Source organism: Nostoc punctiforme PCC 73102, assembly GCF_000020025.1.
Lineage (GTDB): Bacteria > Cyanobacteriota > Cyanobacteriia > Cyanobacteriales > Nostocaceae > Nostoc > Nostoc punctiforme.
In genome coordinates this window covers 1,750,726-1,772,190 of record NC_010628.1, presented here as the reverse complement: position 1 = coordinate 1,772,190, position 21,465 = coordinate 1,750,726, and the positions used below count along the sequence as shown (strand labels likewise).

15 protein-coding genes and 1 pseudogene are annotated in these 21,465 nt (G+C 39.6%); 9 read left to right on the top strand and 7 right to left on the bottom strand.

Annotation, left to right across the window (positions count from 1 at the left end; all coding sequences use genetic code 11):
• Positions 1-27 precede the first annotated feature (27 nt).
• Positions 28-1,218, bottom strand: a pseudogene (locus NPUN_RS07350) (IS4-like element ISNpu3 family transposase).
• Between the two features lie 122 nt (positions 1,219-1,340).
• Positions 1,341-2,375, bottom strand: a complete 1,035-nt coding sequence (locus tag NPUN_RS07345) for an RtcB family protein (RefSeq protein ID WP_234711059.1) — start codon at positions 2,373-2,375, stop codon at positions 1,341-1,343.
• 389 nt (positions 2,376-2,764) lie between these two features.
• On the opposite strand from NPUN_RS07345, the gene NPUN_RS07340 reads away from it, so the two are divergent.
• The 3 genes from NPUN_RS07340 to NPUN_RS07330 all read left to right on the top strand — a co-directional run bounded on the left by NPUN_RS07340 (position 2,765) and on the right by NPUN_RS07330 (position 5,618).
• Positions 2,765-2,962: a heavy-metal-associated domain-containing protein gene (locus tag NPUN_RS07340; protein WP_012408170.1), complete on the top strand. Its 198-nt coding sequence runs from the start codon at positions 2,765-2,767 to the stop codon at positions 2,960-2,962.
• A gap of 126 nt (positions 2,963-3,088) precedes the next feature.
• Positions 3,089-5,371, top strand: a complete 2,283-nt coding sequence (locus NPUN_RS07335; protein ID WP_012408169.1) for a heavy metal translocating P-type ATPase — start codon at positions 3,089-3,091, stop codon at positions 5,369-5,371.
• A 19-nt stretch (positions 5,372-5,390) separates the two neighbouring features.
• Positions 5,391-5,618, top strand: a complete 228-nt coding sequence (locus tag NPUN_RS07330) for a hypothetical protein (RefSeq protein WP_012408168.1) — start codon at positions 5,391-5,393, stop codon at positions 5,616-5,618.
• A gap of 17 nt (positions 5,619-5,635) precedes the next feature.
• On the opposite strand, the gene NPUN_RS07325 is transcribed toward NPUN_RS07330, so the two are convergent.
• The gene (locus NPUN_RS07325; protein WP_012408167.1) at positions 5,636-7,069 is read right to left on the bottom strand and encodes a sensor histidine kinase; all 1,434 of its coding nucleotides are present in this window, start codon (positions 7,067-7,069) and stop codon (positions 5,636-5,638) included.
• A gap of 653 nt (positions 7,070-7,722) precedes the next feature.
• Positions 7,723-8,586: an IS5-like element ISNpu11 family transposase gene (locus NPUN_RS07320; RefSeq protein ID WP_012408166.1), complete on the bottom strand. Its 864-nt coding sequence runs from the start codon at positions 8,584-8,586 to the stop codon at positions 7,723-7,725.
• Positions 8,587-8,845: 259 nt separating this feature from the next.
• On the opposite strand from NPUN_RS07320, the gene NPUN_RS07315 reads away from it, so the two are divergent.
• Together NPUN_RS07315 and NPUN_RS37375 are read left to right on the top strand one after the other, a co-directional pair.
• A complete protein-coding gene (locus tag NPUN_RS07315) occupies positions 8,846-9,172 on the top strand; it encodes a hypothetical protein (protein ID WP_012408165.1) in 327 nt (108 codons plus the stop codon).
• Between the two features lies 1 nt (position 9,173).
• A complete protein-coding gene (locus NPUN_RS37375) occupies positions 9,174-13,700 on the top strand; it encodes a tetratricopeptide repeat protein (RefSeq protein ID WP_012408164.1) in 4,527 nt (1,508 codons plus the stop codon).
• Positions 13,701-13,755: 55 nt separating this feature from the next.
• Here the strand turns inward: NPUN_RS37375 and NPUN_RS07305 are convergent, their stop codons facing one another.
• Positions 13,756-15,738 (bottom strand): amylo-alpha-1,6-glucosidase, encoded by a 1,983-nt coding sequence (locus NPUN_RS07305; RefSeq protein WP_012408163.1) that lies wholly within the window; start codon positions 15,736-15,738, stop codon positions 13,756-13,758.
• A 305-nt stretch (positions 15,739-16,043) separates the two neighbouring features.
• On the opposite strand from NPUN_RS07305, the gene NPUN_RS37370 reads away from it, so the two are divergent.
• Positions 16,044-16,427 (top strand): hypothetical protein, encoded by a 384-nt coding sequence (locus NPUN_RS37370; RefSeq protein ID WP_012408162.1) that lies wholly within the window; start codon positions 16,044-16,046, stop codon positions 16,425-16,427.
• A gap of 94 nt (positions 16,428-16,521) precedes the next feature.
• On the opposite strand, the gene NPUN_RS07295 is transcribed toward NPUN_RS37370, so the two are convergent.
• Positions 16,522-17,019 (bottom strand): quercetin 2,3-dioxygenase, encoded by a 498-nt coding sequence (locus tag NPUN_RS07295; protein WP_012408161.1) that lies wholly within the window; start codon positions 17,017-17,019, stop codon positions 16,522-16,524.
• 378 nt (positions 17,020-17,397) lie between these two features.
• On the opposite strand from NPUN_RS07295, the gene NPUN_RS07290 reads away from it, so the two are divergent.
• From NPUN_RS07290 to NPUN_RS07280, 3 genes are all read left to right on the top strand, one after another.
• Entirely contained in the window at positions 17,398-18,666 is a 1,269-nt protein-coding gene (locus NPUN_RS07290) for a GAF domain-containing sensor histidine kinase (RefSeq protein ID WP_012408160.1), read from the top strand.
• 96 nt (positions 18,667-18,762) lie between these two features.
• On the top strand, positions 18,763-19,326 hold the full coding sequence (locus NPUN_RS07285; RefSeq protein ID WP_012408159.1) for an HD domain-containing protein: 564 nt from the start codon (positions 18,763-18,765) through the stop codon (positions 19,324-19,326).
• A gap of 82 nt (positions 19,327-19,408) precedes the next feature.
• On the top strand, positions 19,409-19,849 hold the full coding sequence (locus NPUN_RS07280; protein ID WP_012408158.1) for a thermonuclease family protein: 441 nt from the start codon (positions 19,409-19,411) through the stop codon (positions 19,847-19,849).
• A gap of 101 nt (positions 19,850-19,950) precedes the next feature.
• Here NPUN_RS07280 and NPUN_RS07275 read toward each other — a convergent pair whose 3' ends face one another.
• The gene (locus NPUN_RS07275) at positions 19,951-20,994 is read right to left on the bottom strand and encodes a threonine aldolase family protein (protein ID WP_012408157.1); all 1,044 of its coding nucleotides are present in this window, start codon (positions 20,992-20,994) and stop codon (positions 19,951-19,953) included.
• Between the last annotated feature and the right edge of the window lie 471 nt (positions 20,995-21,465).

Below are 21,465 nucleotides of genomic sequence, written 5' to 3'. Positions count from 1 at the left end.
GTAACAATGTATCCAGAATCTCTATGATCAACCACTCAAAAAAAGGGGCAAATCTTGAGAGTTAAGACGTTGAAACTTAGGTACAGCACGACGGATAACTCGTAAAGTTCCGGTAAAACTAAGACGTAATGGAGCAACTCCGGCACTGGTTGCAGCTTGAAACATTAATAATCGTACTGTCCAATGTCCTAATAACCAAGCATATACTTCTTGCACAACCTCTCGTGGTTTTTGGGAACGGACATGAGTTTTTCGCCCTAGAAGATGTATTTTCAACTCATCAATGGTATTTTCTACTTCCCATCGCTGATGGTATTCCCTCGCCAACAACTCGGCAGGAAATTTCTCAATGTTTAATAAACTAGTAATTAAGCGATATGTCAGTTGTTCGGTTGGATTGTCAGGATGCTCAATTGTATACTCAATGATGCGTACAAGTATTGGCTGACTAGCTTTTTTTCGTAGCTTTCCCGATGGGTAAATCCATGATAAATAAGAGCCGTCTTCTAAGGGTTTTTCGGCAATAAATTTGATATTGGCTGGTATTCTGCCTAAATAATCGCATCCCTTGGTTACTGTTGCTTGTACCATTGCGTAGGAATGTAATCCTCTATCCCACATCAACAACATTCCTGGTGTGACCGAACGTAATAATCTTAATGCTCGTACTCGCTCTCCGATGCGATACGGCCACATCAGTGCATCAAATATTATATGTGTTCCTGCTTCTACTAATATACTAGTCTAACTTTAGGGAACGCGGCTTTTGTCCCAGGACGGCTACCAGGACGACCAAAAACTCTCGCATTTTCATCGCTGTCTGGAACATCAAAACAGCTGCCATCAATGACTACAATTCTTAGTTCTTGGAGAAACGCTCCTAATGTCTCCTGTGTCGCCATTGGTTTTACTAGCTGATGAAATAATTTGCACATTACCCTTGCACCTAATCGCTGCCGGGCTTGTGTAATGGCTGACTTACAAGCTACTCGCCAGTATTTACCAACCTTAAGCCATGCCTCACTGAGTCCATCAATCAAATTCTTCAATACATCCCGCATCGAGTCTTTTGACCACAGACTCATTGCAATTACAAGGCTTACCACCAATTGTGCTGGTAATGATCGTTTGCGTTCTTCTTGAGTTTGGATATTAGCGGTAAGCGAAGCCATGCCGCAGGCTTATCGCCTGTTCAATTGCTGTTGCTGGAATAGCCATCTCGATTGCTTTGAGCAAATCAGCGTTTTGTATCTCAGGAGACACCAACGAAAAATCCCTCAGATGCACGATACTTAATTTCTATTCTTGGGAACAATGCCTAATTTACATCACTTTGAGCCTTAACTGAACCGTATTGCATTATATACTTCTCGCAAACGCAGACGTAGCAGTTCTGCTAATAGCAGGCGATTAATAAAAGCATAGTTAGCAGCAGTTGCCTCAGCTTGCAGGTAACTGGCGACTAATTCGGGGTGAGAATGGGTAGAGAGAGGAAAAATCTGAGAATCAGGGTACTTCAGACCTTTTTGCCAAGTCGCCTTAGCTTTATCTCGCCACATTCCCCCGATATACTTACCCACGTTTCTAGAACCAGAGTGAATCATAAAAGCTAGTTGTCCCTCGCGCACTCCCCAAGCGTGGGCAAGTGGGCGATTTTCGACTTTATCAACTCGCTGAACTTCTACAAAATGATTGCCGCCGCCAATAGTTGCCAGTCCACCATCGCGTACTATTCCAGCATCGGGAACCAATTCTTCAGGCGCGAGTTTCCAGTTACCATCCATTGAACCACCTAAGAAGATGCGTTCGCTCTCTTGGGTAAGTTGCTGCAAATCAGATTTGACTACACTCCCGGTAGGCCGATCTAGCATGGCATCCAGCCAACCAGGAATTCCGTATTGAAATAGCGATCGCATTGCCTCAGCAGTCATTGTCACATCACGCGTACCAAAGAAGTAATCCCCCTTCATTTTTTCGACGAATTGGTCGCGCTTTGCCATGAATTCATCGATTGTCAAATCAGCAACGTGCAGGCGCATTCCACAATTGATATCAGAACCGACAGTGCCAGGGATAACCTGACCCACAGTTTCTACAATTGAACCAATGGCAACACCCGCATCACCTGGGTGAAAGTCAGGGGTAGCACAGGCACGGCAAACGCATCCACCAGATGGGTGGCGGACGCTTGCCAAATTCGCTAACTGCTTCAGTGCTCTAGCTTCTACAGGTAAGCCTTCTGGCAGTAGCACTTCTGCTACAGGGGCATCAGGAGAATTAACTAAACGGACAGAATAAGTGCGATTATCGTAAGTTACATCCAAACCCTGCCGCTCTAAAGCACGCAGGAGACGTTTTAAATTTTTTGGCTGCATGAAAACTCCAAATTGAGCCTTAAAAAAGACTCTTGGTTATGAAGAGAGTAGGAGACTTGGGTTCAGCAGCCGCGTCTCAAGTGGTGCGGATGGTTATTTTCCCAGAATTTGGGGGAAAACAACAGGTTATATAGCTTTGATAACACAAACTTGCATTGGAAAACAAGTGTTTTGTAGTATTTTGTATTTTTAGCCAGTTATATACTACATCTGTAAAGAAAATTGAACTTTAGCTAAAAACTTTTAAAATTCTCTAGACTCTCCAGCCGGCTAGAGAGTCTAGTATGAATTCAAGGGGACTCTCAACCAGAAATTTCTGATTGTTGACGATTATCCCTCAGTCATCCAACTTGGTTTGGCTAGGTTGTTTATTTTTATCCCGTAAATCTATGACTCTCCAACTCACAGTTCCCAATATGTCTTGTTCTGTTTGTGCAAGCACCATCACCAAAACACTTCAAGCAGTCGATGCCAATGCAAGCGTTCAGGCTGATCCAACAACCAAGCTTGTCAGTGTAGAAACTCAAGCATCAGAAACAGAAATTAAGGAAGCGTTGGCTGCTGCTGGCTATCCAGTTGCTAACTAATTCGTAATTCGTAATTCGTAATTGTTGGCGGTATTTACCTGTTGGGGTCTAAATCCCCAAATAATTTAATTACGAATTACTTTCAGATCCTCCCACATCAATCACAGGGGTTTGGTTCATCTAGTTATGGATACTCTCACACTCAAACTTCGAGGTATGAGTTGCGCTGGTTGCGCCAACAACATCGAAAAGGCAATTCGCTCTGTTTCTGGGGTGATTGACTGTAACGTTAACTTTGGAGCAGAACAAGCGGCCATTCGGTACGATCGCTCTCTAGCAAGTTTAGAGAAAATTCAAACTGCGATCGCAGCTGCGGGATACTCTTCTGACTCACTCCAGTCAGAATTGCTCTCTGAAGAAGATGATACAGAGATTGCGAGTAGGCAAGCATTACAACGCGAACTTTTCCTCAAGGTAATTGTGGGAGGTGTAATCAGCATTTTCCTCTTTTTGGGGTCGTTGCCCATGATGACTGGGCTAAACTTCCCCTTAATTCCCAGCTTTTTGCAAAATCCTTGGGTACAGTTAGCGCTGACAACACCTGTCATTTTCTGGTGTGGTGGATCTTTTTACCGCAATGGCTGGAAATCCCTCAAGCGCCATACGGCGACGATGGACACGTTGATTGCTTTGGGTACTAGTGCAGCGTATATATATTCTTTGTTTGTAACTGTTTTCCCGAATTTTTTTATTGTTCAGGGCTTGATACCTCATGTTTATTATGAAGTTGCAGCCATTGTTATTACCTTAATTTTGCTGGGGCGGTTATTGGAAAATCGCGCTAGGGGACAAACTTCTGAAGCTATCCGCAAACTGATCGGATTGCAAGCCAGAGATGCCAGAGTTATTCGTGATGGTAGAGAAATTGATGTTCCCATTGCCGAAGTCAGAATCAACGATGTAATTTTGGTACGTCCTGGTGAAAAGATTCCAGTCGATGGCGAGGTGATTGCAGGCGATTCGACAGTAGATGAAGCGATGGTGACTGGTGAAAGTTTGCCAGTCAAAAAGCAGCCAGGAGATGAAGTGATTGGGGCGACGATTAACGGTGCGGGTGCATTTCAGTTTCGGGTGACACGAGTCGGAAATGATACGTTTTTGGCTCAAATCGTCAAATTAGTGCAACAAGCCCAAGGTTCTAAAGCACCAATTCAGCGCTTGGCAGATCGAGTTACAGGATGGTTTGTACCAGCTGTGATTGCCGTTGCGATCGCCACTTTCGTCATTTGGTTTAATTTCACGGGCAACCTCACCCTAGCAACAATGACAACGGTGGGTGTACTGATTATCGCTTGTCCTTGTGCTTTGGGTTTAGCCACTCCCACTTCTGTAATGGTGGGGACGGGCAAAGGTGCAGAAAATGGCATCTTGATTAAGGGTGCGGATAGCTTAGAACTAGCACACAAAATTCAAACCATCGTTCTAGATAAAACTGGCACTTTGACTCAGGGTAAACCCACGGTTACAGACTTTGTGACTGTCAACGGTACAGCTAATGGTAATGAAATCAAGCTTTTACAGTTAGCAGCAACGGTAGAACGAAATTCTGAGCATCCTTTAGCTGAAGCGGTGGTAAAATACGCCCAGTCTCAAGAAGTGAGTTTAATAGAGGTAAAGAATTTTCAGGCTAATGCAGGTAGTGGTGTCCAAGCAGTTGTTTCAAATCAGCTTGTGCAAATTGGTACACAACGCTGGTTAACAGAACTTGGAATTAACACCATGACTCTTCAGCAGTATAAAGATACCTGGGAAACTGCTGGTAAAACAGTCATTTTGATTGCTGTAGATGGCGAACTACAAGGAATAATGGGTATTGCCGATGCCCTGAAACCTTCATCAGCAGCAGTGGTGAAAGCATTACAGAAGTTAGGTTTAGAAGTAGTAATGCTTACTGGAGACAATCGTAAAACGGCTGATGCGATCGCAGCAGAAGTTGGCATTGAACGAATCTTTGCCGAAGTGCGTCCAGATCAAAAGGCGGCGATTATCCAATCTCTACAAGGGGAGATAAAAAAATCCCCCAATTCAAAATCTAAAATTGTGGCGATGGTAGGCGATGGGATAAATGATGCGCCAGCCCTAGCACAGGCTGATGTGGGAATTGCTATTGGTACGGGAACAGATGTTGCGATCGCAGCTAGCGATATCACCCTAATTTCTGGAGATTTGCAAGGAATTGTTACAGCAATTCAACTCAGCCATGCCACCATCAACAATATCAAGCAAAATCTCTTCTTTGCCTTTATTTACAACGTCATTGGTATTCCCATTGCGGCTGGAATTTTGTTCCCTATATTTGGTTGGTTACTCAATCCAATTATCGCCGGAGCTGCGATGGCTCTTTCTTCGCTCTCTGTTGTTAGCAATGCTCTCAGATTGCGTAAATTTCAACCAAAAGCTACTTCATAATTGCAGGTTAAATTAGGAAATGTTCAGTAAAAAAATGCTTTGGGGAAGCCTTGCAGCTTTAGCGCTTCTCACCGGGACACCAAGTATAACATTAGCAGAAATGCCAGCCCACTCGTCAGAGCAAAACAGTCAATTTAACCACATAGAGCAACCTTTGGGCTTGAAAGTTGGTGTTGCGATCGCTGGTTTAGCCTTGATTGGACTAGAGTTGTGGTGGTTCCTTCTCTATAAAAGTCCTGATTCTTGAAAGGATGTTTTAAAAATTCAGATAGCACTGCTATACATCGGTAAACTGATTGTAAATGTACTCCCTTCCCCTAACTTTGATTGCACACTGACACTACCCCCCATACCTTCTACAAGTGTCTTGACAATAGATAAACCCAAACCACAACCCCCAGTAGTATGAGAGCGGGATTCATCTACGCGGTAAAATCTTTCAAATATCCGTGCTTGCTGTTGCAAAGGAATTCCATAGCCTCGATCGCAAACTTCAACAATTGCCCGATCTTCAAGTTGATTTAATTTAAAAGCTATAGGTGTATCAATCTCAGAATATTTAATAGCATTATCAATCAAATTCAATAATACTTGTTTGAGACGGCTGTAGTCTGCTTTCACCTCAATTCGATCAACTTTTGACTCGATTTTAATTATGCGATCGCTATATTTTTTTGCCATCATCACCACTTCTTCAATCAAGTCATTCAGCACATAAGATTTCATTTGAAAATATAAGTAACCGCTATCGGCTCGCGCTAAATCAAGTAAATCTTGTAGCAGACGGATAGTTCGTTCAGCTTCCGATGCCGCAGTTTCTAAAGCTTCTTGTTGGGTTTGTGTTAAATTATTTTGCCTCCGCAACACGCTTTGCAAGTAACCATGTACTATTGTTAATGGCGTGCGTAATTCATGAGAAACATTACTCACAAATTCTCGTTCTTGCTTCCAAGATTGAGAGAGGCGCGATAACAGCATAGTTAAAGTTTGAGCTAATTCTTTAACTTCGCTGGGTGCATTTTTAACCGATAGCTGCGATTGTCCTAAATCTTCAGCCGAAATCACAGAAGCCATTTGATTTAGCTGGCGTAGAGGTTGCAGAGAACGCTGGATGTAAAATGCGATCGCAGCAGTTAAAATAATAATTGCCAAAACACTAATAATTGCTAAACTCTGCACCATTCCCAGAAACATTTTTTGCTCGCGGGTAATATCCTTGACTACAAATAGCTCACCGAGTAACTTACCTTGAACTTGTACAGAACTACCACATAAAACAAAATAGCTTTCGTTGACTTTGTAAACTTGTGGTTTTATCGGCATCTTAGTTAAAGACATTAACTCAGCTACTTTAGTATCAGATACCAAATCTAAAGTTGCAGATTTTACTAAAATTTTATTATCAGGACTTTTTAACCATAATAAAATGTTGGTATTTGCCAAGTTATTAATAGCCTTTTGCAACCCAGTTTCCGGTTGCATCATTTCACTATAAATTTGCACATCTTGCGGCAAACGCTTGGCGATTTGTTCTATATTATACTTATGACTATCAACTAATATTTGCTGCATTCTCCAGCTAAGCCATGTTGCAAGGCTACCTAATACCAAAGCTGAAAATGTAGCAGTGCCGATCGTGAGCCGTGACTGTAATGAAAATGGGTCTATATTTATCCAAATTTCTCTGATTTGCTTCACTTTTGTGGTTACATTTTAGGTGTTGAATAAAGCTATATCAATAAAAAAATCAGAATGCTATATGTAAAGTTACTATTAACCGCTAAATTTTTAATTATAGCTGATTTAAACTTAGCTCTATTGCATACCTACAGTGAAAAGTGCAGCCATCCCTGAAAGATTGCGAAAGATTTTTCTTTAATCACCGTCTCAACCCTGCAAATCCTTCTCTAATAATAGATTAATTTAGTTTCATAGTAACTAAATTAATTTTCGATGAGAATTACCTTAAAATTTATTATATTTCCTGCTTTACCATTATCCTTCCATACCGAAAATTCTTTCTTTAAATCTAGTATCTTCGCCATTACAAGGTGCGATCGCAAAAAAAAGCCATTGGTGATCAGAAATGCTAACAATAGAATCTTCACACCAAGACTAGATGCGAGAACGAACTTTAACTTGGGTGAAATAGTTCCATCACAAGGGGTGACATGAAGCTTATAAATCTGACTGTATAATCTCTATATCTCTCATATCTTATAAATAATTATCTATGCCTATATATAAGTGAATATCAGGTTTCTGTAAGATTTTATTTTATAAGAAATATTTCAAAAATTTGAGTAAAATACCATGATTTAGAGCATAATAGACCTCTTGCAGAATTACTTTTATGTTATGGTGGGGGTTTGGAATTTTGCTTCTGGTAAACTTAATTCGTAGTTGTAAATTGAGGCTAGTAAGTTACAACGCAGACCATAACGACGACGGCGATTACGATATCTATCGCCAAAAATCTTGAAAATTTTCAGACGGCAATTGATGTGTTCAATACCGATTCTCTCTTTTGCTAGAACCCGATTATAGTCTTTTTCTAAGATAGATAGGTTTCCTTTTTTAGGCTTTTTTTTGGGAGTGTAACTGTTACTATGATATTGATTAATTCCTTGATAACCGCTATCGTATAAACCTTGTGTTTCGGGATGAAAATTAATTCCACTAGCTTTGAATAAAGCAAAATCGTGACAGCGACCTTTCCCAAAGAAAGTGCAAATAATTTCGCCCGTTTCTTGATTAATAATCAATTGCCTTTTGAGAGTATGACGTTTTTTCTTACCTGAATAAAATTCCTGTTGTTTTCTTTTTGGACGCTCAATGGGTGTTTCAGTTACATCCATTACTACTACTTCCGGCTGACTTAAACCTTGCAGCAAAGCTTTTTTTCCAGGAAGACGAAACATTCCTGACTGCATCAGTTCTGATTCTATGCGATGAACAATGCGGCAAATAGTTGATTCCGAGACTCCCCAACTAGTTGCAATATGAAAGTAAGTTCTGTATTCTCTCCAATATTCTAAGGTAACTAAAACTTGTTTCTCAATATCAATTATAGGTTTGGCACCCGGATTAGAGTGTTTATTAATCTTTTGGAATGATTTTATAGTTTTAACCATGCTCTTAAAAGTTTTTCTTCTAACTCCAAAGCGACGTTTAAATGCTCTTGGATTTAACTTTTGGATGCACTGATATTTCATTTATTGATAACCTGATTTTATGGAAATAACAGAATTTAATTCTATCTTTTTTTGGCGATAGTTCCTACGAAATATTGTAGCCATCTCTTCTGAATGCTTTAGGTATTGCCTTTCTCAATTATCTCTTGCCACTAGCATTAAGACAAAACCCGATATCATAACACAAAATGAATTCTGCAAGAGGTCTAATTTGCTGACTGTTAGTGTATTGTAAAAAAAATGAATAGTATACTTATATTTATAGCTACTCAATTAATATATGGTAAAGGTAAAGCTGTCCCTTGAAGGTGAAGAAACTGATATTGCTGCTGAAAAACTGTTTGAAACCACTGGTCTACAGGGTAGTTGGGAGATAGCAGCAAATTCTGTGACTACCAAAGAAGGTACATTGGCTGTGATAGGCACTGTGGTCGGGATTGTAGGAGGTACAGTCGCAGTCGCAGAACAAATCCGTAAATGGTATCAGGAACATAAACGATCTAATAAGAAGTTTAATGTAGTACTTGTAACTGATGATATGCGAGTTGTCTTGGAGAATGCCACTATTGAAGACATCTGTGCAGTGTTAGAAGAGTTGGAGAGTTAATGTGCAGACGTTTTACATCAAATTAGTACCGCTTGAAAAGCACTTTGTAGAATTGCGTTATGCAGTAGGACATCAAGCAAGATATGAAACACAACAGCTTGATATATCATCAATTGAAAACTTAATTCAGAAGGCAAAAGGTAGCTACTACATGCTGATGCCTGATTTAAAAGGAATTGGGTATCAATTATTTTGTTGGTTGGATGGAACTGGCAGGTGGCTAAGTCGAGCAATTAATAATTGCACAGAGGAAGGGTTAATTTTAGCGCTAGATGTGCGTGAACGATTAGGGCATCTGCCTTGGGAAACGTTGCATAATGGAGAGCAATTTTTAATAGAACGTGTTAATCCAGTTGTCGTTCCAATACGTTGGGTTGATCGTTCTATTCAAGATTTAGAGGATACCCAGCAACGTCCTTTACGGATTTTATTCATGGCAACATCGCCAGACGATGTAGAACCGCCGCTCGATTTTGAGCAGGAAGAAGCTCAAATTTTGACAGAAACAAGAGATATTCCTCTTAATTTACGAGTAGAAGAAAGTGGTTGTATTGCAGAACTAAGCAAACTCTGGGGACGTTATCGTGAACCGTTCGATGTTTTTCACCTGACGGGACATGCATCTATTAAGGATGAACGGCCGTTTTTTCTTACAGAAACTGAAACTGGTGAACTTCACCCGGCATACGCATCAGAGATTGCTTCAGCTTTAAGGTTTCGTATACCGCAGCTAGTGTTTTTATCAGGTTGCCGAACAGGTGAAGCGGCGAGTGATGGTGCAGTATCTTCTTTAGCTGAATCATTAATTGAGCAAGGTTGTCGAGCCGTTTTAGGATGGGGACGACCGATAGCAGATGTAGTAGCTACACAAGCCGCAGCATATCTCTACAGCAAACTGGCTGCCGGGTATGAACTTTCGGAGGCACTTGCTAGTACTTATCAATATCTACGAGAGGCCAAGGTTGAGGATTGGCATCTACTTAGACTTTATATCCGAGGTCAGTGTCCAAAAGCATTGATTGAACCATTAGGCGATCAAGTATGGTTGCCAGAAGAACCGATTTATGAACAGTTTCTAGATTCGCAAGGAATTGTTCGGGTTGCCACACCACAGGAGTTTGTAGGAAGACGCAGAATACTGCAACGTACCTTGAGAGCATTACGGGCAGCAGATAAGTTAGGTGTAATTTTATATGGTTTAGGTGGAGTTGGTAAAAGTACTGTTGCAGCAAGGCTTTTAGAACGTTTACAAGGCTATGACGAAATTTTTATCTATCGGCAATTAGATGAGGATAAGCTGCTAAGGCAGCTTGCTGAACAATGTCTTTCAGCAACGGGACAGGAAATTTTACAAAGAAATCTACCACTCACGCAAAAGTTAACCAAATTCTTACGAGAAGGACTGAATGAGCAAGTGCAGAGACTAATCTTTGTTCTTGATGACTTTGAAGCAAACCTAGAATTGAGAACAGACGGTAGTGCAGTCTTAAAGCCTGAAGCTGTAGCAGTCTTGATATCTTTGTTGAAGGCAATAACTCAATCGCGTCTTCCACACCGGATTATTATTACATCCAGGTATGATTTTTTGCTTCCAGAGCTAAATCAGCGATTCCACCGAGAGCAGTTAGCTGCCTTATCAGGTACTGAACTACAGAAAAAATGTAACCGTTTAGTATCTTTTGCACCTGGTTCTGAAATCGATCGAGAGTTACAACTCAAAGCTTTGGCAACTTCGGCAGGTAATCCTCGTTTGTTAGAGTGGTTAGACAAAGTTTTACAAGTGCAACAAGTTGGTAAGACACAAATACTAGAACAGGTAGAGAAAACCACCCAAGACTTTCGTGAAAGTATTCTGGCAGAGGAATTACTCAATCGACAACCAATCAAATTGCAACGAATGCTTGGGTTTAGCTTGGTTTATAAGTTACCAGTGCCTCAGTCTGCAATAGAAGTTCTTTGTCCAAAAACTTTCGATGTAAATAGTTATATTTCTAGAGCGGTTGCATTAGGTTTACTTGAGTGTATACATTCTCAACAAGAAACTTTGTACTATGTTCCACGAATTATAGAGCCACTTCTTGATTTTCCTAAAGATTCCATAGATTTATATAAAGCTGCTGCGGAATATTTAGATAAAATATGGTTTTTTAAAGGTTTTAAAAAAAGTATAAAGGCAGAGGAAAAACTATCAGAAAACTTTCAGCCTTATGATCCTTTTGAGAAATCCATGCCCAGTGATAGGTTGTTTGAGTTATATCGACTTGCAACTGAAGCTTTCAATCCAGACTTATTAACTAGAGCAAATTGGTTTTTAGTCATGCGGCTCAACCGCCAAGGAAGGTACAGAGAAGTAGCTACGCTATGTAAATTTGTCCGTGATGGAGCTTATGCTCACTTAAAAATTCATATTATCTCTTTTAGGCTCCTCTACTACTTAGCAAAAGCGCAAGAACATATTGGGGAAGTGGAAGAGGCTTTGTATAACTATCAAGAGGCACTAAAACTTTGTTCGGATGAATATGAAACTGAAAAAGCTGCAATTTTACATGATTTAGCGGATTTATACGTTAAGCAGGGTAACTATCAGCAAGCCCTGACGATATGCCAGCAGGTTATGAAAATTGATGAGAAAGATAATAATAAGCTCGGTAAAGCTAAGTCCCTTAGTCAAATAGCAGATATTAAGAGAGAATTAGGTGAACCCGAAGAAGCACTTAAATTGTATATGGAAGTACTAGAACTTACTCAAGAAACAGGGGATAAAAATTTTCTATATACTGTACAAAATAACATTGCCACTCTTCAAGTTGATCTTGGTCAAACTGATGCTTGGGATAACCTATTACCAAGTTTAGTTTCACATAGAACGCAGTCCGAAAACCTTGAGGATAAAATTCCACTCCTCAGCAATACAGCATCGCTGAGGCTTAAACAAGGTGAAATAGAAGAGGCAAGAGAGATTTTAGAACAGTTGAACAAATTACTGCCTCAAATTGATAACTCTTGGCTCAAGGCAATGCTTTTACATAATCTAGCTACTTTCCGCTCAGAATGTGGTGATCGTGAGCTTGCTTTAGAGCTTTACAATCAAGCTCTTGAACTGCACAGAAAGAATGGCGATCAACCGCGTGAAGCAATGACACTTCAGGAGATAGGAATTCTCTATGAGCGTCAAAATAATGTCAGTGAAGCTTTAAAGTTTCTCGAAGATTCTTACCAGTTGTCATTGAAGATTGGAAATAAAGACACTCAAGCCCATGTTTTACCACGAATCGCATCGATACTGATTGATCAAGATAATTTAGATGAGGCCGAAGAGAAATTAAATACAGCTTTAGCAATACTAAATCAATTTAACAATCCAAAACATCATGCGCTCGCTCTTAGAGAAATGGGACGGCTTAAAATAAAACAAGAAAATTATAATACAGGAGCAGATTTTTTAGGGGAAGCTTTAGAGAAATGTAGTTCAGTTGTTGATGTTGTTCTTCGAGCTACTATTCTCAAGCTTTTAGGAGAGGTTTTATCCTTTCTTGGTGAAGTAGATGTTGCATTTGAGCATTTAACAGAATCCCTCAATATTTACCAAAAATTAAATTGGACTAATGATGTCGAAAAAGTTAGAGGGCTAATTAAGAATACTCAACTAATAAAGCCTATGCGGTTGTATCAATCAGCAGCAACCGAAGCAGAAAAAGGTAATGCAAGAGCGGCACTTGATTTACTTGAGCAAGCCCTACCTATGATTGAACAACTTGGCGACGAAGAAATGAAAGCAGGTATTTTGCTATCAATGGGAAACCTTTTGATACATGAAGGAGATTTTGCGGAGGGTGTTAAAAGAGCATCACAAGCGATTGAAATTGCCAAACAGCATAATCTTCCTGAGAGGGAAAAGATAGAAAATATTGCCCTTGCAGTACAGTACGAAAAACTCAGACACCTTTTTGATTCGGCTCAGGAAAAATGCGAAAGCCAAGAATTTGAAGAAGTGCTGAATTTAGCTCACCAATGTTTAGAACTTTCAGAAATATTAAAGGATGTTCGCTGGTGTTCAGAAGTTTTATCAATGCTTGGTCAAATCAAGGCACATCAGGGCGATTATCAAGGTGGAGTACAAGATTTGGAAAGGGCAGTTTCTTTGGCTCAAGAAAATCAACTTGATGGAATTGACGAATTACAGGAAATAATTTTCACAGTAAAGAACAATGAGGCAGTTTACTTATATGAACAAGCTAATTTTGCTGCTCAACAAGGAAATATAGAAGAGGCAATTGAACTTGCTCGAAAAGCGTATGAATTTCAGTGCAGTATCAATCATAAAAACAGCCAACCTGCTACTTTAGGCTTGCTGGGACAACTGTTGCTAGCACAAAATAAATCCGCCGAAGGATTAAAGCAGCTACAGCGAGCATTAGATATTGCCCAAGAGCTACAAGCACAAGAAATTATAGATCAGCTTCGAGAGATGATTTCCGTATTTTCCGGGCAGATTGAAGATCAAGATATTGGTGGTGAGCAATTATAGAATTTTATGCGATCGCAGCATAACCATTAAACAGCGTCTTAAGTTATTTCCCGCATCAACTCTCTGTTGCAAACCAAGCGCGTAAAACCTCTGCTACTGTCCACGCTTGGGCAATACATCCCCGTGCAGTCATTGGGGCATCACCATCAAAAATTTCGCTGAGACTACCAAGACCGTGTTTAGTAAGATGATTAGCCATTGGTTCTAAAAATTGACGAGCCTGCTCAGGATTTTTGTAGACGCGCAGGTGTGCTAAGACGAATGGCCCCAATAACCAACCCCAAACTGTCCCCTGGTGGTAAGCGCCATCACGTTGATACTGATTGCCACCGTATTTACCCTGATATTGGGGATGGTCAGGGGCTAGCGATCGCAATCCATGAGAAGTCAGCAGCCTTCGTCCACAAACTTCCACCACACTTCTTTGCTGGGCAGGTGTTAGCGGGCTTTCTGGCAATGAAACAGCAAATATTTGGTTAGGTCGCAATGCCGCATCATCACCATTAGGACTGTCTAGAACGTCATAGCAATAACCTGTCTCGTCATTCCAGAAGCGAGAAAATCTATACTTAGCCCGGTCTGCCATTGCCTCATATTCTTGGTGTGGTTTACCAAGGTGACGGGCAAACTTGGCCATTGTCCGTAAAGCATTATACCAGAGGGCATTAACTTCAATTGGTTTGCCAATTCGGGGCGTAACTACCCAATCGTCAACTTTGGCATCCATCCAAGTCAGTTGTACACCTGTTACACCTGCATAAAGTAAGCCATCGGCTGCATCGAGATGGATATTGTAGCGTGTACCGCGACAGTGCCAATCAATGATGTCTGCAAGTATGGGAAAGAGTTCACCAAGCAAAGTATCATCATCCGTAGCGCTGTAGTAGGCGCGGACTGCTTCAAAGTACCAGAGAGTGGCATCGACTGTATTATATTCTGGTTGCTCGCCCGCATCAGGAAAGCGATTAGGCAACATTCCCTGGTCTACGTATCTGGCAAAGGTGCGAATAATTGAGCGTGCTACCTCTGGTCGACCAGTGGAAATTGTCAAACCAGGTAGACTAATCATCGTGTCGCGTCCCCAGTCGCTAAACCAGTGATAACCAGCGATGATAGTCTTACCGTAGGGGTCTTCTGGCATTGGACGGTCAACAATAAACTGGTCAGCAGCTAGTATTAGTTGCTTGATCCAGATAGGTGATTCCTTGGTCTTGAGGGGTTGATTAGTTTTCCAAATTCCAGTTAGCTTCTGCTCTTGAGCGCGACGTAACTTAAGTGCAGCCTCGGCGTTGAGATTTGCTTGCTTTTCTGTGCTGGCTACATAAGCGATCGCTTCCCCAGGATTCAGTGTAACCTCAAAAGTCGCAGCGTGGAGATGGTCTTCTCTATCTCTCAATCCCCGATAGCGCTCAACAGCCAATTCAAAGCCATAATACCAATTGTCGGCAATAGATGCGCTACCACCATCACTCAGTAAATACATTGGTACAGCACCCGGATAGGAAGTTACACAAATCCCCTGTTCGACTTGCTCAATAGACATCTTCCAGCCATTACTTTGGGTGTCACTGTGATAATCGCGGTAGTTGACCATTGCTTTGAGGGTCAACTTCAGAGGTTGCGTGGCACGACGCAGAGTATATTGGACATAAGTTGTGTTAACACCTTGTTGCATCCACACCCGTTTTTCTAACAAGGCATCGGCAACAGCAAAACGCCATAAGGGAATTGTACCTTCCAGAGAAAAACGTTCAATATTTTGATAACCGTGAGGGCTGACAGTCCCATCAGCCCAACGATTGGTGTCTAGAGAATAAGAGCGATTGTCATACAGGATAGTTTCATCTAGTTTTGCCAGTAGTAAGGTACGACCTAAAGGTGGTTTCAATGCTGCTACCAATAGTCCGTGATATCGGCGCGTCAATAAACCAGCCACAGTTCCAGAAGCATAACCACCAATACCGTTAGTAACTAACCATTCCCGTGACTCTGCCGTGTCAAGATTGCCGCAGATTTCCCGCCCAAATTCTATACACATAAGTCAACACTTTTCCTTGGGATCAATATTTGGATTATGGATTATGAATCCTCTAGTGTGCTGAGAATGGTATAAAGAGTTCTAAAATCTTAACTGCCGATCGCGGTTAAATAAAATACATTACCTTTAGTAATATTAAATATAGGTATCCTTGGTAAGACATTTCTATGAGTAGAAGCTAAAATACCTCTAAACGATTCTTTAACGTTATTGCGGAAGCACCCGCCTTCAAGGAAGTAGGGAGGGCAAACTATAATATTTTACACATTGCCAGCGAATTTTTTAATCAAAAGAGGAAGAATAGAGTGTTGAAAGATGTTGAACGTTATATTCCTTCAGAGGAAAAATATTTAGAGGCACTCCACTCAATTTATGAAGAATTAACTCCGGGACACAAAGCTATCTTGAATAAGTTGTATCAGCACTGTTACTTTATGAAAGACAATCGCAGATTACGCACTTGGGAGTTATCTGAAGCGGCAGGATATGATGGTGATTCTTCTGGACAAATTGGTCATTTAGGTGAACATTTCTGCCAATTATTTGGAGTAAAAGATGATGAATTTGGGCAACCGGCACTTGCAATAATTAGTTGGTTTGCAGATGAAAAAAATGGGCATTGGTACATTGAGCTAATTCCTGAAGCAGCTAGAGCATTTAAGCGTTTTCATATTGAAACTCTCCAATAGAAATGTTGATTAGCTTAGTTAGCGATCGCTCTTCTGAAACTTTCCAACACTGTTGTTTGGTGTCTAACTGCGATCGCTTGTAGTTATATTTAGCTTATACCTGCGAAGATGCAGCAGACGGCGGAATAATTTTAAGACCATACTTTGAAGCAGCTGCCAACGCTTTTTCGATATCTGCGGGACTAATGCTAGGTAATTGTATTTTCTCTGAGACTGGCACACCTACTTCCATGAAAAACTTCTCTAACCCTGCTGGTGTGAACCAGCAAAGTAATTTTGCTGGCTTTGTACCGATATTTGAAAATCTGTGAAGTTGACCTTTAGGAGAGTGGAGAAAGGTTCCAGGGGTTGCTAAAAGAATCTGCTCATCAAGCTGAAATTCCAATTCTCCCTCTTGAATATAGAAAGCTTCGTCTTCGTGACTATGAATGTGGGGAGGTGTGCCGTTTTGTGGTTGAACGGTAATCTCAATTAGAGCATAAGCTTGACTAGTTTCTTCACCTACTGCCTTAAAAGTATACAAATCTCCAAGCACCCAGTATGAAGAACCTTGCCCCGGTTGCTGTAATATTCCTTGTAGATTGACTGTCATAGTTATTCCCGTTTGAGATGTTTTCTATTATAAATTTCCCAGAAAAATCTAATTTTTCAGTCTTTAAGTACTTAGATATAAATAAACTTAACCATATCATCGTAAATGGAGTAGATTGAAGCCAAGCGATATCTATGATGGATTAGGCTACATAACACTCTGACATTGTTTGATTTTACTCACGATGACACCACTTATTTTTCAATATATCATTGTTGTATAATTTTACATTTATTCAACTAAAAATTAATCAGTTTGTTGTATGTAAATAGCATAATGTGTCTAGTAGAATCTTTCTCTCAAAATAGTACAGCTCGATCAAAATAACTATCCAGTCGATTTTTGAAATTATTTTCATAACCCATGCAATAAGTATCCATGAGCAAAACTAGTAATGACGAAATATTGTTGCACAACCAAACTTGGCAACGTGAGCGACAAATCATAATCCGTTTGTCTTCTTTAAACTATCGAACTGGTGAACTAGGTAGCTATTTGCATAATATTGCCTGTGGAGTCAGCGAACTTATTGGAGTTGATTGGACAGTTGTTACTTTTTGCCAAGAGGGGTTTGAAACTGTTCTAGCCAGTAGTCTCGAAATGGGTGATGGTGAACATGTTTATTCACTACATGGTTTACTGACTGGTACTGTTATTCAAATGGGTCATTCATTAGCCGTGAAAGATGCTCAAAAATACCCAGAATATGGACAAGCTCCAGAAGGTTATTGTGCATATTTAGGGATACCATTGCGAACTGCTGAAAACAAGGTAATTGGCACTATATGTTCTTTTAATCACCAACCGCGTGATTTTACAAAAGAAGATATCCAAATTGTGGAATTGTTTGCTGAACGAGCCGCAACAGCAATTGACAACTATCATCTTTATCAACAACAGTGCAAATTTAATCATATTTTAGAAGCTGAGGTAGAAAAACGCACCGCAGAATTACAAGCAACCCAAGCCAAGCTTTTAGAACAGGAGCGATTGGCAGCTATTGGTGAATTCGCTGCCATGATTGTGCATGAAATTCGTAATCCCTTAACTACAATGATTATGGGATTAAAGTATTTCCAAAAAACCATTTTAACAGAATCTGCTCAAGAGCGATTAGCGTTGGCATTGACTGAATCTAGTCGTTTGGAGCGTCTGCTAAGTGAAATTTTGCTATACGCCAAACCTCAAGTATTGCAGCTTTGTGAATTAGATGTGAATGAACTAATTCATGAGTTATTGGTATACATTCATGAAATGCCAGAAGCTCTGGAACGAAAAATTGAATTTTTTCCGGTGTTACCTACAGTAAAAGTTTTGGGGGATAAGGACAAACTTAAACAAGTATTTATTAACATTCTTCGTAATGCTTGCGAGGCAGTTGCACCAGGAGATATTGTTAAATGTAAAGTAGATTGTTCTCATATAAATAAAGTCTATATTAATGTCCACAATGGCGGTGAACCAATCCCATCAGAATTTATAAGCAAGCTTTCTCAGCCATTCTTCTCCACAAAACCTTGTGGCACTGGGCTAGGGCTTGCTATTACTAAACGCATCCTCAATGCTCATAATGGAGAACTGTCGATCTGCTCTGACCTCTTAACAGGTACTACTGTGAGTGTTCAATTACCTGTAGTTTCTTTTTAGAGTTTTTGATTGATATCAAGTACTTGTTATACTACGGTTATCCTATTTAAGATTGTGGCATACTACATAACATCACTTCATGAGAAGAATAGATAAATGGAAAAATATCAACTCAGCCCAAAAAGCTGGTCTCAAGAAATTTACATTAAAGCCTTAAAGAAAGCAGCATACGCACATCAAGGTCAGAAAATGGCAGGTTCAGAAATACCTTACCTTATGCACTTGAATCTTGTGAGTATGGAAGTAATTGCAGCCATAAGTGTGGAAACAGAGCATGATGGGAATCTTGCTATTCAATGTGCTATTTTGCATGACACAATCGAGGATACTAATACAACGTTTGAGGAAATCAGAACCGAATTTGGTGAATCAGTAGCTAATGGTGTACTTGCACTGACTAAAGATGAAAATTTAGCAAAACATCTCCGAATGGCAGATAGTTTACAAAGGATAAAGAAGCAACCACAAGAAATATGGATGGTGAAACTAGCAGATAGAATCACCAATCTCCAAGCACCACCACATTATTGGACTCAAGACAAAATTATTCGATATCGAGAAGAAGGTATTCAGATTTATGAAGCTTTGCGGGATGCAAGTCCATTTCTTGCTTCCCGCTTGGCAAAGTTAATTGAAGATTACAAAGCATTTATCAAGTAAATAATATTTTGTGAGTCAAATCACACTAGCAACCTAAGCACTGCAATAACATGATATTCATGCATAAATTCTTACATACAAAATGATGGAATTACTTGAACTAATGTTGGTGCTAGCTACAGTAGTTGGTGTTACAGACGGAAACACAATTTTAGTTAAAGATAATGCCGGACAAACAATTCCAGTCAAGCTAGCGTGTATTAATGCACCAAAGGCGGTTGGACAAGTGTATACTTTAGCAGCGACACAAAGGTTAAAACAGCTACTACCGCCTAAAACCCCTGTTGTGATTAGAAGTATAGAAAAACTCGAAAATGGTCGGACAGTTGGTGAAGTGTTTGTGGATAATCGGTCAGTAAATCTCCTTTTGGTAGAGTCAGGTAATGCTGTCGTTGACAGAGAATCTTTACAAAATTGCTATGAAAGCAAAACCCAATATTTAATTGCAGAAGCTAATGCTAAAAATAAGCATCTGGGATTGTGGCAGCAATCAAAGATGCAACTAAAGTTTCATAGCAAGTAATATCAAATCCGGTTGTTTGGTAGCAACCTCAGATGTAATTGATACTAGATATCCGAATTTTTAAATAAATCGGATATCTAGATAACACCAATTTTTACCAATCAGATAGCTATGATTGCTTTTTTAATATCATCAATCAGTTCATCAATCCTAGATTGTGTTGTGTTCCAAGAACACATAAAACGTACTCCTCCCACACCGATAAATGTATAAAACTGCCAGTTATTTGCTTTTAAGGTGTGAATGACTTGTTCAGGTAATTTCACAAATACGGCGTTGGCTTCTCTGGGAAACATCAAGTCAACGCCTTCTATATTTAAGAGTTGATTTTCTAAATATTCAGCACATTGATTAGCATGTCTAGCATTTTTTAGCCAAGCACCCGTTTCTAATAAACCCAACCAAGGAGCAGAAATAAACCGCATTTTTGACGCTAACTGACCTGCTTGCTTGCATCGATAATCAAAGTCTTCTGCTAACTCTTTGTTGAAGAAAAGAATTGCTTCACCTAATGCCATTCCATTCTTAGTACCACAAAAGCATAATACATCTACTCCAGTTTTCCAAGTAATTTCAGCAGGGCTTTTATTCATAGCGGCAACTGCATTTGCAAAACGAGCGCCATCCATGTGAATTTTTAAATTATACTTTTTCGCTACTCCTTTAATTTTTAGAAGTTCTTCAATAGAATATAAAGTTCCTAATTCAGTTGATTGGGTAATACTAATAACTTTAGGCTTGGGATAATGAATATCAGTGCGTCTAGTGACAATTGCCTCTATAGATTCTGGTGTTAACTTGCCATTTTTCCCTTGGGCAAGTAAAAGTTTAGAACCATTAGATGCAAATTCAGGTGCGCCACATTCATCTGTTTCTATGTGAGATGTTTCATGGCAAATTACGCTGTGATATGACTGGCAAAGGGCAGCTAAAGATAAAGAATTTGCGGCTGTACCATTAAAGGTGAAAAATACTTCACAATCAATTTCGAAGAGTTCCCGAAAATAATCTGTTGCTTTTTGAGTCCATTCATCATTCCCATAAGCTGGAACACTACCTTGATTTGCTCTAATCATATATTCCAGCGCTTCTGGGCAAATACCAGAAGAATTATCACTTGCAAACTGTTCTAAGTTGCTACTCATAATCTCTACTTTTATTTTTCTTAGTAATATTACAATATTAGTAAATAATTTTTGTAGTTGACAACTACAAGATTTAGGACAAATATTATTAACATCTAAAATAAGATAATAGCTCTGTTAATAGCAATAACTTTAGATGTTAATTAATTAAATATTTGTATAGCAATTGCAAATCATTTTAAAATAACTATAAACCTAGAGTTTAAGATAAGTCAGTAGTTCGCAAAACTTGAATTTCAAAAATAAAATTGCTATATATTACTTTAAACAGTTAATTATTTCTTGGCTTTTATTTGAGTAGTTATAGCCTCTAATGGGATGAATATATTATTAAACGGATTTGCTAATCTCCACAGAAAACTGGAGTCTTAGTTTCCCTTTACTGAGACATTAAGTTACTACGGTATCTTTGTGAACGTTGGGTTAAGGGGATTCTATGACATTAAAATTGTAAATAACTAAATATTATTA